Source organism: Intestinicryptomonas porci (genome assembly GCF_033971905.1).
Taxonomy (GTDB): Bacteria; Verrucomicrobiota; Verrucomicrobiia; order Opitutales; family Intestinicryptomonadaceae; genus Intestinicryptomonas; species Intestinicryptomonas porci.
In genome coordinates this window covers 62,875-79,239 of record NZ_JALBUT010000004.1, presented here as the reverse complement: position 1 = coordinate 79,239, position 16,365 = coordinate 62,875, and the positions used below count along the sequence as shown (strand labels likewise).

Sequence of the window (16,365 nt, the reverse complement as noted above, 5' to 3'; positions counted from 1 at the left end):
AAAATGAAAATACTTTTAAACGGATGCAAAGGCAGAATGGGACAAGCAATCATCGCCGCCGCAAGCGGTTCTGATTTAGACATCGCCTTTAAGACAGACATGGGCGACAATCCCTCGCAGTACATAAAAGACTGCGACGCCGTAATCGACTTTTCGTTCAGAGACGCGACTCCCGAACTCGCAAAGCTCTGTGCCCAAAACAAAAAGCCTCTCGTAATAGGAACGACAGGGCATACCGAAGACCAACGAAAGGAAATTTTAAAATACACAGGCGACATCGCCATAGTATGGGCGGGGAACTACTCAATCGGCGTAAACCTTTTGAACTATCTCACAAAAATCGCGGCTGAAATCCTGCCTGATAGCTACGACATCGAAATCGTTGAAATGCACCACAGGTTCAAAAAAGACGCCCCGAGCGGAACTGCCGAAAAGCTTTTGAAAATCGCCCAATCCGTGCGCGGAACAAGCGACGACGAAGTTGTCTTCGGGCGCAAAGGGCTTGTCGGCGAACGCCCTCAAAACGAAATCGGCGTGCACTCCTTGCGCGGCGGCTCTGTTGTCGGCGACCATACGGTTATTTTTGCCGCGGACGGAGAAAGAGTCGAACTTACCCATAAAGCGGCAGACCGCAAAATTTTCGCGGAAGGCGTGTTAAAAGCCGTAAAATGGGTAAAAGACAAACCTGCGGGGCTTTACGGAATGGAAGACGTTCTGGGTCTCAAATAAAAAAAGATAAATTTCTAATTCTAAAAGGTTTCAACTCTCTGAAACCTTTTTTATTTCTAAAAAAAAGAACCTAAACTTTCTCCGCAAAAATTTGTTTAATTTAAAAAGTACAAAATTATGCCTAGTTCAACTTAATATAAATATGAAAATTATTGCTTTTATTTTCATAAATTTTTTATCGATTTTTATGAGTTTTGCTAGCGCCGGCGAAAACTTGGTTTTGTATCCAGAAGCAAATTTAGAAGTGCCGCAATCAGACTTATATCGAGTCTATTTAAATGACGATAAAAATAATAGCCTTACTATTTATAAAAATGTCTGCAATAAGTATTCAAGAGGGATGATTGGCGAAGAAAAGTATGACGATTTGCCCTTAACAAAATTTAAAGATAGAAGCATACATTGGGGCCGTTTTTCTTTTCAAGGAGAAGTTGAAGTTATCGTAGAAGTAAATAAAAACATAACAAATAAAGAAATAAAAATTTTTCCATCGCGCCACGCAATAAAAGTTAAAAAATTAGGTGCAAATAAATTTTCTTTTAAGCTCAATCGCACAGGACAGTTTTCGGTAGAAATTGGCAAAGATGGCTACAAAGAAGTTTTGTTAATTTTTGCAGACCCTATTGAAAATAATCAGCCAAAAAATTTACAAGAATGGAAAGTTATTGAAAACGCAAATAAATCTTTATCTTCTTCAATTTTAGGAAGTGACACTTCGCTATATTTCAAAAAAGGCTTGCACAATATCGGCGTTTTTAAAGTGCCACAAAACATCAAAAATATTTACATTGAAGGCGGAGCTTGGGTTTATGGTGCTTTTATTATGGACGGTGAGGCTTGTTCAAACGTAAAAATTTTTGGCAGAGGCGTTTTGTCAGGCGGGAAGTTGCATTTAAGAGAGTCGCATATGATTGAAGCGAAAAATGGCGCGAATGGAATTGTTATTGATGGCATTGTTATTGCCGATTACTCTTTTTATGCAGTGCGACTATTGGGCAAAGATAACACTGTATCTTGGACAAAAATTTTAGGTGGCTGGATTTATAATTGCGATGGCATTGCAGCCTATGCAAATTCCACAATTAAAAATTGCTTCATCTGGGCGAATGACGACAACATAAAAATTTATCGCGATAATATTGTGGTTGAGGATATTGTATGCTGGCAACTAGATAATGGCGCAATTTTTCAGCTTAATTGGAGTAATTCAGTTGCTAAAAATTGCAAAATTTGCCGAGTAGATATAATTAGAGCAGAATGGGAATCTGATAGATTTAACAATGGTATTTTAAGCTGCCGAAATTCAGGTGGCATTGATGAAAATTTCGTTTTTGAAGATGTGCGTACAGATACGCCAGTAACACATATTTTCCGCTTGTCGCCACAGGGTAAAAAAAGTCAAATAATTAAAAATTTTCTATTCAAAGATTGGAATATTTTAATTGATTATTCTAAAAACAAAAAGAACTACTTTGAGGGCACAAAAAAAACTCCGCTAACCAAAATTGTATTCGAAAATTTCAAAGTGAATGGAAAAATTTTGAATAAAGAAAATATGAGTGAAATTTTAAAAACTTCCATTTTAAATTGCAAAAAATTTGAATTTAAATAGAAAAAACCTCACTCGAAGCTTGCCAAAAAATTTAAAAATACCTACCGTATTTTATTGATAAAAAAAGCAATTTTTGGAAGTTCACATTATGATAGTGGGTATTAGAGGTAAGTTAGTTAAGGCAACGCCGCTCTCGGCGATTATTGACGTAAACGGCATTTTTTACGAGGTAAACATACCCGTTACAACCGCCGAACGCTTGAGCGGAATAAATTCGGAAGTGTTTTTGCACACTCATGCAATCTACCGCGAAGACTCGCAGACATTGTACGGATTTGCAACAATCTCCGAGCGCGATTTTTTCAAGATGCTGGTTGAAAAAGTTTCGGGCATAGGTCCCAAAATCGCGCTCAACATAATGAGCAGAATGAGCGTCGAAACTTTAAGATGCGCGATAGAAAGCGGAGACGTGGCCCTGCTTTCAAAATGTCAGGGAATTGGCAAAAAAACGGCTGAAAGGCTGATTGTGGAATTGCGCGGAGCTTTCGGGGCGACAGCATCGCAGCCGTCAGGAGCGCAGTCATCGCCCGATTCCCCTCTGCCGCCGTCAAAATTTGCCGACGCAGTGGCGGCTCTTGCGGCTCTTGGCTTCAAGCTTTCCGACGCAGACAAGGCCGTCCGAAACGCAGCGTCCAAACTTCCCGAAAACGCGTCCACGGAAGAAATCGTAAAAACCGCCCTGCGCTCCTAAGAAAATATGGACACCCTTACCCGAAATTGGAGGCAAAACTACAACTCGCTTGAAATGGCGGTCTTGCACCGCATAAGCATGGTTGTGGTACACCGTACAAGCGTAAAGAAACTCCTTGCAGACGTTCTTGAAATCCTAAACGGGGAAATGGGACTTTTGAGGGGAACAGTGACTTTAAGGCAGGGAGATTTGCTCGTCATAGAAGCCTCGCACGGAATGACCGAAGAGGAGATAAAGCGCGGGGTTTACCGCATGGGAGAAGGCGTCACGGGGCAGGTTGCGGCGCATGCGAAATCCCGAATAATTCCCGATATCCGCTCTTCAACCGAATTTTTAAACCGCACAAAAACGAGGGTTGCGGGGCAGAAAATCGCCTTTATATGCGTCCCCATAATTTACCAGGAAGGCGTTATCGGGACGCTTTCGATTGACCGCCTCGTTTCCGAAACAACAAACCTTCGCCGAGACAACAGCCTTCTTGAAACAATCGCAAACATCATTGCAGACGCCGTTTCGGTTCTGTTTTTGCAAAACCGCGAACGCGAACAGCTCCTCGAAGAAAACCGCCGCCTGCGCCTTGAACTTTCCGACAAAAATTCGCGCGAAGGCGTAATCGGAAAGTGCAACAGCATGCGCAGAGTCATAAACATGATTGCGCAAGTGGCGTCGTCGGATATGCCCGTTTTGATACGGGGCGAAACGGGAACAGGTAAAAAATTTGTCGCAAACGCCATTGTGTCGGCGGGAGACAGAAAGCCAAAGGCGTTTGCGACCCTAAACTGCGTGGCGATGTCCGAAGCCTTGCAGGAGGCGGAGCTTTTCGGCGTCGAGCAAAATTCTCCGTCCGCCAGAATGTCGAATAAAATAGGTCTTTTGGAATCAGCAAACGAAGGCACTATTTTTATAGACAAAATCGGCGACCTTTCCCCCGACGCCCAGCAAAAGCTCCTGCGCTATCTGCAAGACGGCTCTTTTTACCGTATAAACGGCAAAACAAGGCTGAAAAGCAACGCCCGAATCATAGCTTCCACCGGCAAAAATTTGGAAGAGATGGTAAAATGCGGAAAGTTCAACGAAGACCTCTATCTCAGGCTTAACGCCTTCTCTATCCATCTGCCAAACTTGCGCGACCGCCGAAGCGACATCACTCTTCTTGCGGAATTTTTCATCAACAAATTCAATAAAAAGCACAAAAAAAAGGTAAAGCGCATTTCAACTCCCGCGATAAACCTTCTAATGCTATACCACTGGCCCGCCAATGTCCGCGAGCTTGAAAACGCGATAGAAAGCGCGGTTTTATCCGCTTCGGACTCGGTTATATACGGCTACAATCTGCCCGCCTCCCTGCAAACGGGACAATCCACCAACACCTCAAAACTTTCAGAGGAAGCGGAAGTTGACTTCACCGCAATGGTGCGCTCGTTTGAGCGCGAGCTGATAAGCGAAGCTTTGAAAATCCACAGGGGCAACGCAACCGCCTCGGCAAGGCATTTGGGGATTTCCCAAAGAATAATGAATTACAAAATCAAAAATTTGGGCATAGATTCTTCCATCTACAAGAAAAACGCAAAACCCTCAAGACGCAAAATCTAAACCCGAAGCGGATTATAAAGAAAATTTCTGATTTTTGCTCCGATAAAAAATATTGCAAAAATTTCATTTCCGTATAATAAAAAGAGCATAATGAGCGAAAAGGCGTTGGAAAACGAGCAGTTGTTTGCAGGGATTGGCGTATCGAACGGAACGGCATACGGCAAGGTCTTTGTCGTCGCGCACACCAGCGCGCAAATCCCCGAATACAATGTTTCCGACTCGCAAATAGACGGCGAAATCAAGCGTTTCGAGCAGGCATTGATGAAAACCAGAACCGACATTGTTTCGCTTAAAGAAGAGCTTGCGCAAAAAGTCGGGGAGAAAGAAAGCTCGATTTTCGACGCCCACCTGCTGGTCTTGGAGGATGTCGCCATAATAAGCGAAACCTATTCAAACCTGCAAGACACAAAGCGCAACATAGAAATCTGCTATATAGAGGTCGTAAACCGCTTCCTGCAAGCCTTTGAAGAAATCGACGACCCGTTCATGCGCGAGCGCATTGCCGACATCCGCGATGTTTCAAGGCGAATGATAAACAACCTCATGGGCCATGAGGAAAAATCCTCGCTAAACCTCGGCGAACCTGCAATTTTGGCAAGCAAGGATTTCACGCCTTCAGATTTTGCGTTTGTCGATAAAACCAAAGTTCTCGGCATAATCACGGAAAAAGGCTCACTAACAAGCCACACCGCGATATTGGCGCGCTCTCTGCGCGTGCCGTGCATAGTCGGCATAAACATCGAGGAAACAAATTTAAAAAGCGGCGACGTTATTTTGATTGACGGCTACAAGGGCAATTTGTTCGTAAATCCATCGGGCGACACACTGAAAAAATACACGGAAATTGCGAATATCCGCCGCGAGATAGAAAGAATTTTCGATTCCTCCCTGCCCTATCCTTCAGAAACCACGGATTTCCACAAAGTTTCGCTCGAATTTAACATAGGCTCTGCCTCCGACATAAAAGAAGGCTCTATGTCGTATTCGGACGGCATAGGCTTATTCCGCACGGAAGCCCTCTTTATCGACAAGGGCAACTTTATGGATGAAGACAGCCAGTTCGAGGCATACAAGGCGGCGGTCATCAAAGCGGAAGGCAAGCCCGTAACAATCAGAACTCTCGACTTGGGCGGGGACAAAACGCTCGCCTTCAAAAATGAATTCGGGCATGAAGAAAACCCGTTTATGGGATACAGGGCAATAAGGTTTTGCCTCGACAGGGTCGATATTTTCACGGCGCAGTTAAAAGCTATTTTAAGGGCGGGCGTTTACGGGAAAGTCAGAATTTTATACCCTATGATTTCCGGAATAAACGAGCTTGTGAGGGCAAACAGCGTCTTGGAACAGGCAAAGCTCGCGCTTAAAAACGAAGGCATAGAATATTCAAGCGACATCGAAATAGGCACAATGATAGAAGTGCCGAGCGCGGCAATGATTATAGACTTAATCGCAAAACATTGCGACTTCATAAGCATCGGAACAAACGACCTGATTCAATACCTTTTGGCGGTTGACAGGGTAAACGACCACGTTGCGCACCTCTATAATCCAGCAAACCCCGCAGTAATCAGAATGCTCGACAAAATCGTATCCGAAGGCAAAAAAGCGAATTTGAAAGTCAGCGTTTGCGGGGAAATCGCGGCAGACCCGATTTTCGCAATGCTTTTGATAGGCATGGGCGTGGACTCTTTAAGCATGGCATCGGGTGCGTTAAGCGAAATCAAGTTCATGCTCCGCAAGGCGTCGTTTGAAGAGTTGCGCAAGCTCCGCAATGACGCCCTTTCGCAAAACTGCTCGCGCGACATTCTCACAATTCTCCGCCGTTTCAGAAACGCGAAGATGAAAGAGTTCATACAAATATGACGCAAGACGCCATTTTACGCATAAAAAACGCCATCGGAGGCGGCAAGGTATTGACAGACCGCAAAAGCCTGCTTGAAGCCTCAATAGACAATTCCCGCTACTCTTTTCTCCCCGATGCTGTCGTAAAAGCGGAAAGCGGAGACGATATTTCAAAAGCCCTCAAAATCGCAAACGAAGAGAAAATTTTTGTATGCCCCCGCGGCGCGGGAAGCGGATGCTGCGGAGCGGCTTTGCCTGTTTTCAAGGGGATTGTTCTCGATTTAAGCGCGATAAACTTTATCGAAATAGACCCGACTTCATGGACTGCCCATGTCGGTGCGGGCGCGATAAATTCAGACATAGACAAGACGGCGGCAAAATACGGGCTGATGTACCCTCCCGACCCATCGTCCAAAAACTATTCGACAATCGGGGGGAACATCGCCTGCAATGCGGGAGGGCTTCGCGCGGCGAAATACGGCGTCACGCGCGACTATGTCGCGGCGATTACCGCATACATTGCCGATGGCTCTAAAATGGAGCTTTCGCGCCCTCTTCGCAAATTCGCGGTCGGAATGAATTTGAAGGATTTGTTCATCGGAAGCGAAGGCTCTCTCGGAGTGATTGCAGAAGCCCATTTAAAGCTTATAAAACGCCCGCCTTTCAAGCAGACCACACTCGCCGCATTTCTTTATGACAACGCGGCGTTTGAATGCGTGCAAAAAATATTGCAGGCAAACATAATGCCGTCCGTGCTTGAATTTATGGACGCGCAGAGCGTCGCGGCGGCGGCAAAATTCAAGGGCAAAAACATGGAAAAATCCGCAATGCTCTTAATTGAGCTTGACGGGGAAAAAGAGGAAGTGAAGTCCTCGCAAAATAGCCTCGAAAAAATTTTAAGCACGCTCTCAAGCGGCTTCGAAACGGCAGACGATGCCGAACCGCTGTGGGAACTGCGCAGATGCTGTTCTTCGGCTATGTTCCTTTTAAACAACTCTAAACTAAACCAGGACATCGTTTTGCCAATTCCCAAAACCGTTGAATTTTTCGACTACTTTAAAGATTTGGGGAGTGAAAGCGGGCTTCAAACTCCCACTTTCGGGCATGCCGCCGACGGCAACTACCACATACATTTTATGTACGACGGCTCTGACGCAAAGCAAAAGCAAAAGGCGTTTCTTGCAATGCAAAAGGCGGTAGAAAAGACCGTAGAACTCGGGGGCGCAATATCGGGAGAGCACGGGGTAGGCATCACAAAGTCAAAGTACATGAATTTGCAGATAAGCGACGCCGAATTTTGCGTGATGAAAAAAATAAAAAACGCTCTCGACCCTAACGGCATTTTAAATCCCCAGCTCCGCTATACAAGCCAAGTTGACATCTCAAAATACGCGCAAAACAAGGACATAAAACTGCCCTGGGACAAGCGTTAAAAAAGCGCGGCACAAACCGCGCTTTCAAAAATGCCTGCATCTAAAACTTGGGCGGGCGCGGAATTTTTCTGATTTGGTTTCTAACAGCTGCGATTGTGTTTTCTTCCAGCAATCCCGAAAAAGCCATGCAGGGCATGACGACTGATTTTTTCATCAAAATAGTGCCAGGTTGAAGAACGCTGTTGCAGCCAGATTCCGCGTACTCTCCGAAGAACGCCCCTACTTTTCTTAGCCCCGTGTTAACTTTGCCATCGGGCGTCGAAACCGAAACAGAGGCGTTATCCAAGCGCAAATTTGCGCAAATTACACCCGCGCCCGTGTGCGCCCCAGTTCCCATAATCGTGTCACCAATATAATTATAGTGCGGAGTTTGAACCTTGTCCATCAAGAGCGAATTTTTGTACTCGCAGGAATTGCCTATAACGCATCCCTCGCCGATGATGACACTGCCCCTTATAAAGGCTCCCGGGCGGACTTCGGTGTTCGCCCCTATCCATGCGGGCCCCGTGATTGAAGCAAACGCGGGCAGCTTCACGCTCGGATGGATATATACTTTTCCCTCGATATGTACTCCGCTTGGGATGTCTTTTTTGCCTTCGAATTTTGAAAAATCGACGCTGTTTAAAGCGGTTTTTATATTTTTAAGCCACTCCCATGGCTCTGCGTCTGCGTCGAAAAACTCTTTAAAAACTTCAAGCGACTTCGGAAGGTCGAATAAATCTTTTGCTTTCATAAAAATATCAATCTCATATATTCGATTTTTTGTAAAATAAAAAAATATCATAAAAAAGTGTTTTTATTTGACAAGCATATCCTCGAAGAAGATTATAAGTGTTATGAAAAATATAAAATTATTTATTCCCATATTATCCATTTTTGCAGTTTCCGCTTTTGCGCAAGAAGAAACTGTTTTTGACGAAATTTGGGAATTTGATTCAGAAAACGAGGCGGCGAACACAATCGACGGAAATTACACTGCACCATACGATATCAATACGTTGATAGACGTTTCAAACGGCTCTTTGACAGTCACGGGGCATTTTGAAAACAAGGGCATTACAACAATCAAGGGCGCGAATACAATAAATGCCGAAGGCGCAACAACAAAAAGCGAATACAGCTTTAACGCAACCGGTACTAATCAACATAACAGAAATCAACTCATATTGGAAAATGTAAATATCAATATGGGTAATTTCTACAACGAAAGAGGCGGCGGATTAAACACTGTTTCGCCTTTGTTGACAGTAAAAGGATATGTTACTTTCTCAAACAATCTCACAACGAAGCAATACGGAACAATCCTAATATCGGAGGGCGCAAAACTTGAAATTCTAAACGGCAAAACTTTTGTGATTGAAAATTCTGTCGGCACGTTGAAATTTGAAAATGCTACAAAAAGCCAGTTTATTGCCCCTTGGGAATTTAAAAATCAATCTGAATCCGTTTATGATTTTACAATTACAAACGATTCCTTGGAATGCGTTGACGCTTCGACTGCGGTTATACAGGCAAGATTTGTAAAAAGCCTGAATGGTAAAATTTTATTGGACTTTACAAATCTGATGTTAAATGACGACTTTGTAGCAGGAGAGACTTACAAAATTGCACTTATAAATTCATATTCCGGAGAAGTAGGTTCGGGGAAATTTGACGATTCTTGGCAAATTCTTGCCGAAAACGTATTGGAAGGCGAATTTGCAAAATTTGCAGGCTTTACAAAAGACAACAATGTGCTTTATGTAAATATTCAGGCAGTTCCGGAACCCGCAACATATGCGGCAATATTCGGAGCGATTGCGCTTTTAATTGCGGCGTACAGGCGCAAAAAATAAATTTAAACCACGCAAAAAAAAGAGGGATTTTCAAAACAAAATCCCTCTTTTTTTATAGTAAAAATCTATACCGTATTTTTTTGCACTTTAACAAAAACCAAAGTTTACAAATCTAAGCAAAAAACGCGCACCAATTTTTTGATGCGCGTTTTGTATTTAAAAATCTTTCGATTAGCCAATCTGGTAGCGTTTTTTAATCAGATTTGCTAATCTTTTGATTAGCCAATCTGCGCGTTTTTTAATCAGATTTGCTAATCTTTCGATTAGCCAATCTGCGCGTTTTTTAATCAGATTTGCTAATCTTTCGATTAGCCAATCTGCGCGTTTTTTAATCAGATTTGCTAATCTTTCGATTAGCCAATCTGGTAGCGTGTAAAACGCTTGATTTCCAACTTTTCGCCGATTGTGGCGATTTTGTTTGTGAGGACTTCCTTAACAGTGTGGCTGTCGTCCTTTACAAAGGGCTGTTCGAGCAAGCATACACTCTTGTAGTACTTGTCGAGCTTGCCTTCAACAATCTTTTCCTTGATATTGTCGGGCTTCTTGTCTTCTGCAAGCTGTGCCATTGCGATTTCGCGTTCCTTTGCAACGAGTTCAGCAGGAACTTCTTCGCGGGAAATGCAAATAGGAGCAACTGCCGCGATGTGCATGCAAAGATCTTTTACGAACGACTGGAAATCTGCATTCTTTGCAACGAAGTCGGATTCGCATGCAACTTCGATAAGAACGCCCACTTTGTTATTTGAGTGGATGTAAGCCGAAACCAAACCTTGCGAAGCTGTTCTGCCCGCTTTCTTGTCGGCAATAGCCGCGCCTTTTTTGCGCAAAACTTCGACTGCCGCGTCAGCGTCGCCGTTAGTTTCAACAAGGGCTTTTTTGCAATCCATCATGCCTGCGCCTGTGCGAGCGCGCAAGTCGTTTACCATTTTAGCGTTAATTTCTGCCATTTTTAAGCCTTGTCAATTATTCGTTTTCGATTTTCTGCACGTCGATGTCAGCGGCGATTGTAACTTCGGGCTGTGCCGAAACAACTGCTTTTCCGCCTGCAACCGCGCGGGGAGCTTTTACTTGGACTGTGCGGCGGTTCAAACCTGCCTGTACTGCTTCAACCAAAACTTCCGTGATGAGGCGAATGCTCTTTACAGCGTCGTCATTGCCCGGAATCGGGTAGTCAACGGAAGTCGGGTCGGAATTTGTGTCAACCAAAGCGACAACGGGGATGCCGAGCTTGCGGCATTCCGCAACTGCGATTTCTTCAGTCTTTACGTCAACAACAAATGCTACTCCCGGGAGTTTGGAAATGTCCTTGATGCCTTCAAAATTGCGGTTCATGCGGCTCATTTCACGGCGGATTGCCGCGGCTTCCTTCGCATAAAGCTTGTCCATTTCGCCATTTGCTTCCATGTCGAGGAAACGGCGGTATTTTTTGAGGCTTGTCAAAATTGTTTCAAAGTTTGTGAGCGTGCCGCCAAGCCAGCGGTTTACGCAAAACGGCATATTGCACATTGAAGCGGCTTCGCGCAAGATTTCCTGCGCCTGACGCTTTGTGCCGATAAACATAATGTCTTTGCCGTCGGCAACGATGTCTTCAATGACTTTCACAGCCTTTTCGAGCTGTTCGTATGTCTTTTCGAGATTGATGATTGAAACGCCCGAGCGGTGGTCGTACACATAGGGCTTGGAACGCGGGTTCCAGCGGCGTGTCTGGTGGCCGAAATGGACGCCTGCGTCCATCAAATCTTTTACGGTGATATTCATATTTTATGCTCCGTATTTTCCTCGCGGAAAACCTTGGATACTTTCTATGTTTTTATTGTTTTAGGTTGTTTTGCACCAAATGCCACTGTGGCATTCAGTAAAAGTTATATAGAAAAGACTAATCCCCCGCACTATGCAAGCTTTTTATTAAAAAATTTCTAATTTTTCCCCAAGAAAACGTTTAAAAAAAAATCCGCAAAAACACCGCCTATCGTTTCCATAAAAAAACGCCGGCATTTTGAATGCCGACGCTTTTAAAATTTTACCGACCTATAATAATTATGAGGGTATACAGGTTTATAAAACTATCAAATATTTTTTAAAGAAATACGATTTTCTTTATTTATTATAAATTGCCAAGCAGAGAATTTGTTTTGAAAATCAAATTGGAAAGCGAATAATTGCCTCCGCCCAAAACCGCCAGCGCAATAAAACCGAATAAAAACACCACAGCAAGCTCCCTGTCAGACCACGCGGCATTTTTCAAGAACACAAACGCCGCCACAAACATGGTAATCGAAATAAAAACCGAAGCCGTCCTCGTAAACAGCCCTAAAATTACCAAGGCGGAACATACCAATTCCGTGAAAGTCGCAAGATAAAGGGAATTTGCGGCTCCAATTCCAATCGGGTCGAGCCACTTTTCGGCTCCGCCGTTTAAAATCAATTTAAACTTTTGCAATCCGTGCACAAGCATCGCTCCTCCCAATCCGAGGCGAAGCAGAAGTGCACCCGCGCTGAAAATACATTCGTTCATATTTATTTTTTCGGAAAAACAAAACTTATTTTAACGCCTAAAAATTTCCTCGCAAAAATTTTTTTTAAATCCAATATTCGCTTTATGCAAATTTTTAATTTTGAATTGGGTCCGCTTGGCGTCAACAGCTTTTTGATTATCCCCGAAAATTCCGACGCAGTTTTAATCGACGCTCCCGAAGGCTCTTTTGACGCAGTTTCAAAACACCTTGCGCCTTTCGGCAAAAAAGTCGGCGCACTTCTCTTGACGCACGGGCATTGGGACCATATTTGGGACGCAAAAAAATTCCAAGACGCGGGAGCGAAAATATACGCACACCCCGAAGGCAAAATTTTTGTCGAAGAATCGGGCGCGCAAAACGCCTATATGTTTGGCGAAAGCGGGCTTGAAAACCCGAAAATCGACAAATACCTTTACGATGGCGAAATCTTGGAGTTCGGCGACTGCAAAATAGAAGCAAGGCACACCCCGGGGCACTGCGCAGGAAGCGTAATTTTTTACATAAAAGACAAAGACATCGCGTTTGTCGGAGACTTGATTTTCGCGCAAAGCGTCGGCCGCACCGACATGCCGACGGGAGACTTCGCGCTTCTTCAAAAGTCGATAAAAAACAAAATATACACCCTGCCCGACTCCTGCAAGCTCCTGCCGGGGCATGGAGAATTTACGAGCGTCGAAATCGAAAAACACTCAAACCCCTACGTTTCGGAATAAATGAATTGCGACGAAAAATTTATGAGCCGCGCCCTTGAGCTTGCACATCTTGCCTGGGGAAAGACCCACCCCAACCCCATGGTCGGAGCGGTAATCGTAAAAGGCGGCAAAATAATAGCAGAAGGATACCACAAAAAAGACGGGGATTTGCATGCCGAAAGAAACGCAATAAACTCCCTAACCCAAAGTCCCGAAGGGGCGACAATTTACGTTAGTCTTGAACCGTGCTCAACGAAAGGCAGAACGGGAGCGTGTACTGATGCCATAATTGCAAGCGGAATAAAAAAAGTCGTCATCGGAACTCTCGACCCAAATCCCGCGCACGCAGGAAAAGCCATCGGCATTTTAGAAAACGCGGGCATTGAATGCAAAGTCGGAATATTGGAAAAAGAGTGCAGGGATTTAAACATAATATTTAACCATTTCATAACAGAAAAAAACGCTCTTCTTGCGATAAAATACGCCCAGACAAAAAACGGGAAAATCGCCGAAAAACGCGGCATTCCGTCGCAAATAACATCGGAAGCCGCGCGGAAGCACCTGATGCACTACCGCGCCCTCTTCCCCGCAATAGCCGTCGGTTTCGGAACGCTTTTGGCAGACAATCCGTCTCTTACGATAAGGGATGAAAGCGGCGAAAACTCAAATCTAAGATTTATCCTCGATAGAAATCTAAACTGTGCAAAATTAAACCTCTCAAACTACAAAGTTTTTTCCGACAAATTCAAGGACTTGACAACCGTTGTATGCGACCTTGGAGCGCCGAGAGAAAATCTGGAATTTTTGAAATCAAAAGGAGTGAAAATCCTGCAAATAAAAACAAGGCGTGAAGAGGAAAAACTTTTCTGGCAAAACTTAAAAATAGACATAAAACAGCCGGCAATAATGGTTGAAGGCGGCGCAAAAATATTGACTTCAATAGCAAGATGCAACGCCGCCGATTATGCTTTTAAGTATATTGCGGAAAAAGTATTTGAAAATACGGACGCGCTTGACGCTTTTGACTGCCCCGCTCCCGAAATAAAAAATCCCGTTTTGGAAAAACTGCCGCCCGACATTTGTATTCGAGGTTTTTTGCAATAACTTGTTGTGGGAACAATATTTTAAGTCCTTAGTAAAATCTTGACATTTATCAAAATTTTCATATTAACATTTGTATTCAAACTTTAATTTTTATTTTAACGGATACAAAATATGAAAACTCCAAAATATACTGCTGAAAAAAATATTCGCGCTTGCTTTGTCAGGGCTTGCCCCGATGCTTGCAGCCGCCCAAACGGGAACATACCCTGATGCTGACGAAGGCAAGGAAATAGAGTCAACCCTTGTCTACGCGAGAATTCAGGAAAGCGCAACTTACGACCCCTCAACCTGGGCTGACAACCCGTGGACGTATTTTGTTAAATATAATTATACCGACAAAACATCAAGCGCATTGTTGGAAGCTCCCGATTTAGCGGGCGCGCCTCTTGAAAGCACATCAGTTGAATTTGGAGCCTATGGCAAAGTATTTAATTTTACGGATGTTAATTTGACTTACAAGTGGGCGGTTTTCAACCAATACACAACCGCAAATTTAGATAACGCTTCGCTAAACCTCTCATCACGACAAATATCAGACGGAAGATACGGCGGACAAGAAAATGATTTATATTTTGCAACTGTAAATCTTAAAAACGGCTCCGCTTTAAATTATGGAGTCGGCAATTCAGTAAGGTTTTGGTTCTCAAACCTCGACATGCAGTACTCCTCTATGAAAGGCGGGCTAAATTTGTGGCACACCGCAAATGTAAGCTTGAAAAACTCCGACATAACCGCAACGGGAACGCTATTGCAAATACACGGCAACGGCAACTCTTTCGTTGAATTAGATAACTCCGCCATGTCAACATCTACAACTGCAAGCGGGCTTCAATTATACGGGCATGCGGCAAGTGAAAATACACCAATAGAAATTACACTAAAAAATAATTCCAAATTCACTGCGGGAGCCGTCAGCGAAGTAAACGGTTTTACCGCAACGAGCGGGGGAGACAGCTGGATTGGATGGGCAAATAAGGAAAACGGCAAGATTACCGTAAACATAGAATCGGGTTCTGAAATGATTTTGGGCTCAACTGCAATCGGTCGTCAAGACGCATACAAGCAGGCGGCGGCGAATTACGGCATAAATATTTCGGGTTCGGAAGGCAATATTTCAAAGCTGATTACAAGAAACTTGATATTGAATACTTCAACCAACGAAGCTGCCACAGAAACTTCATACAATACCTTCGTAAACGTCGGCGAATATTCGCTTTTGAGTGCAAATAACATTTATCTTGCGGACGTCTCCAATGCCGTAAGTGGCACGGCTAAAATATCCGTTGCAAGCAATTCGCAAGTTATGGTTTACCAGTCTTCGGCATTAAAAGAAGGCGATGAAACCATTTACAATGACGGGGGCGCAATAAACGTTGGAACAAAAGTACGCGCAGGCGGAAATGCCATTTTTGAAGCGGACGGCTCTTCGATAAGAGTTGAAACAAGCACAATATCAATTGGCAGCGACACGTCAACGGGAGGCTCAAATACATTCTCGATAAAAAACACCTCGACCGACGTTTCAAAACAAAACTATGTTTCGGCTTTCAACTACGAAATGAAAAATTCCAAAGTTGAAGGTTCTACACAGACAAACCGCTTGGTTATCGACGGCAACACCTATGTTTCAGGCAGAACTTCCCCCGGCAACGGCGACAAGTCCCTCAGATTTAACGTCGCAACCAACGAAAGCGCATCTGGCGTTTCAGAATTGGTCTTGAAAGGCGAAAATCTCGAATTCGGATATTTCTTCCAGCTAAACGCGGGCAACGAAGCCTCAACGGGCGGACAAGGCATTATAACCATTGCGACATCGAGCGCAAAATCCAACGGACAAAACGGATTTTACATCTCAAACAATATGTCGATTTTGGGCGGCGACGGCACAAGCGCGGAAAATCCCATAGGCGGCGTGCTCAGAATGCAGGCGGACGAATCGGGCTTCGGATACGTCAATGCAAATGCCATAAACTTCACGGGCATATTGGAATTGGACTTTACCAAGCTCTTGGGAAAATACGAAGAAGGCGTAACCTTTAAGCTTATAAATGCAAGAAACACAAACGACAGCTCCACATGGCTTTCTTTCTGCGACAACCTCGTGCTTGAAGACTACTCGAATATAAATATCAAATTGCGCGACGAAACCGACGAAGTGATATTTGAGCTAAACGGCGGCGAACTCTCGGTAATATATACCTCATACGTACCCGAACCAAGCACATTTGCGGCATTCTTCGGAGCAATCGCCCTTGCTTTTGCAATGTATAGAAGAAGAAAATAAAGGCATAAACGAATTTGGGGAGGCTTCGGTCTCC

14 protein-coding genes are annotated in these 16,365 nt (G+C 44.1%); 10 read left to right on the top strand and 4 right to left on the bottom strand.

Annotated elements, in window-relative coordinates; genetic code table 11:
* Positions 1-3 precede the first annotated feature (3 nt).
* The 6 genes from dapB to MOX91_RS04190 all read left to right on the top strand — a co-directional run bounded on the left by dapB (position 4) and on the right by MOX91_RS04190 (position 7,900).
* Complete coding sequence (dapB, locus tag MOX91_RS04215; protein WP_370396832.1) at positions 4-729, top strand: 4-hydroxy-tetrahydrodipicolinate reductase; 726 nt, start codon at positions 4-6, stop codon at positions 727-729.
* A 142-nt stretch (positions 730-871) separates the two neighbouring features.
* The gene (locus MOX91_RS04210; RefSeq protein WP_370396831.1) at positions 872-2,341 is read left to right on the top strand and encodes a glycoside hydrolase family protein; all 1,470 of its coding nucleotides are present in this window, start codon (positions 872-874) and stop codon (positions 2,339-2,341) included.
* Positions 2,342-2,429: 88 nt separating this feature from the next.
* Positions 2,430-3,032 carry a Holliday junction branch migration protein RuvA gene (gene ruvA, locus MOX91_RS04205; RefSeq protein ID WP_370396830.1) on the top strand — a complete coding sequence of 201 codons (603 nt, stop codon included), beginning with the start codon at positions 2,430-2,432 and terminating at the stop codon, positions 3,030-3,032.
* 6 nt (positions 3,033-3,038) lie between these two features.
* Positions 3,039-4,625, top strand: a complete 1,587-nt coding sequence (locus MOX91_RS04200; protein WP_370396829.1) for a sigma 54-interacting transcriptional regulator — start codon at positions 3,039-3,041, stop codon at positions 4,623-4,625.
* Positions 4,626-4,715: 90 nt separating this feature from the next.
* Positions 4,716-6,488 carry a phosphoenolpyruvate--protein phosphotransferase gene (ptsP, locus tag MOX91_RS04195; RefSeq protein ID WP_370396828.1) on the top strand — a complete coding sequence of 591 codons (1,773 nt, stop codon included), beginning with the start codon at positions 4,716-4,718 and terminating at the stop codon, positions 6,486-6,488.
* Positions 6,485-7,900, top strand: coding sequence for an FAD-binding oxidoreductase (locus tag MOX91_RS04190; protein ID WP_370396827.1), 1,416 nt, complete (start codon positions 6,485-6,487; stop codon positions 7,898-7,900). The genes ptsP and MOX91_RS04190 overlap by 4 nt, the downstream gene beginning before the upstream one ends.
* Positions 7,901-7,940: 40 nt before the next feature.
* Here the strand turns inward: MOX91_RS04190 and MOX91_RS04185 are convergent, their stop codons facing one another.
* Positions 7,941-8,633, bottom strand: coding sequence for an LbetaH domain-containing protein (locus tag MOX91_RS04185; RefSeq protein ID WP_370396826.1), 693 nt, complete (start codon positions 8,631-8,633; stop codon positions 7,941-7,943).
* Between the two features lie 103 nt (positions 8,634-8,736).
* Between MOX91_RS04185 and MOX91_RS04180 the strand changes: the two genes are divergently transcribed.
* On the top strand, positions 8,737-9,735 hold the full coding sequence (locus MOX91_RS04180) for a PEP-CTERM sorting domain-containing protein (protein WP_370396825.1): 999 nt from the start codon (positions 8,737-8,739) through the stop codon (positions 9,733-9,735).
* Between the two features lie 353 nt (positions 9,736-10,088).
* On the opposite strand, the gene tsf is transcribed toward MOX91_RS04180, so the two are convergent.
* From tsf to MOX91_RS04165, 3 genes are all read right to left on the bottom strand, one after another.
* Entirely contained in the window at positions 10,089-10,682 is a 594-nt protein-coding gene (gene tsf / locus MOX91_RS04175) for a translation elongation factor Ts (protein ID WP_370396824.1), read from the bottom strand.
* Between the two features lie 16 nt (positions 10,683-10,698).
* Positions 10,699-11,493 carry a 30S ribosomal protein S2 gene (gene rpsB / locus MOX91_RS04170; RefSeq protein ID WP_370396823.1) on the bottom strand — a complete coding sequence of 265 codons (795 nt, stop codon included), beginning with the start codon at positions 11,491-11,493 and terminating at the stop codon, positions 10,699-10,701.
* 346 nt (positions 11,494-11,839) lie between these two features.
* Positions 11,840-12,250 (bottom strand): DoxX family protein, encoded by a 411-nt coding sequence (locus MOX91_RS04165; RefSeq protein ID WP_370396822.1) that lies wholly within the window; start codon positions 12,248-12,250, stop codon positions 11,840-11,842.
* Positions 12,251-12,334: 84 nt separating this feature from the next.
* Between MOX91_RS04165 and MOX91_RS04160 the strand changes: the two genes are divergently transcribed.
* From MOX91_RS04160 to MOX91_RS04150, 3 genes are all read left to right on the top strand, one after another.
* Positions 12,335-12,964 carry an MBL fold metallo-hydrolase gene (locus tag MOX91_RS04160; protein WP_370396821.1) on the top strand — a complete coding sequence of 210 codons (630 nt, stop codon included), beginning with the start codon at positions 12,335-12,337 and terminating at the stop codon, positions 12,962-12,964.
* Positions 12,965-14,047, top strand: coding sequence for a bifunctional diaminohydroxyphosphoribosylaminopyrimidine deaminase/5-amino-6-(5-phosphoribosylamino)uracil reductase RibD (gene ribD / locus MOX91_RS04155; protein WP_370396820.1), 1,083 nt, complete (start codon positions 12,965-12,967; stop codon positions 14,045-14,047). It abuts the gene before it with no gap.
* A gap of 157 nt (positions 14,048-14,204) precedes the next feature.
* Positions 14,205-16,331 (top strand): PEP-CTERM sorting domain-containing protein, encoded by a 2,127-nt coding sequence (locus MOX91_RS04150; protein ID WP_370396819.1) that lies wholly within the window; start codon positions 14,205-14,207, stop codon positions 16,329-16,331.
* The last annotated feature ends 34 nt before the right edge of the window (positions 16,332-16,365 follow it).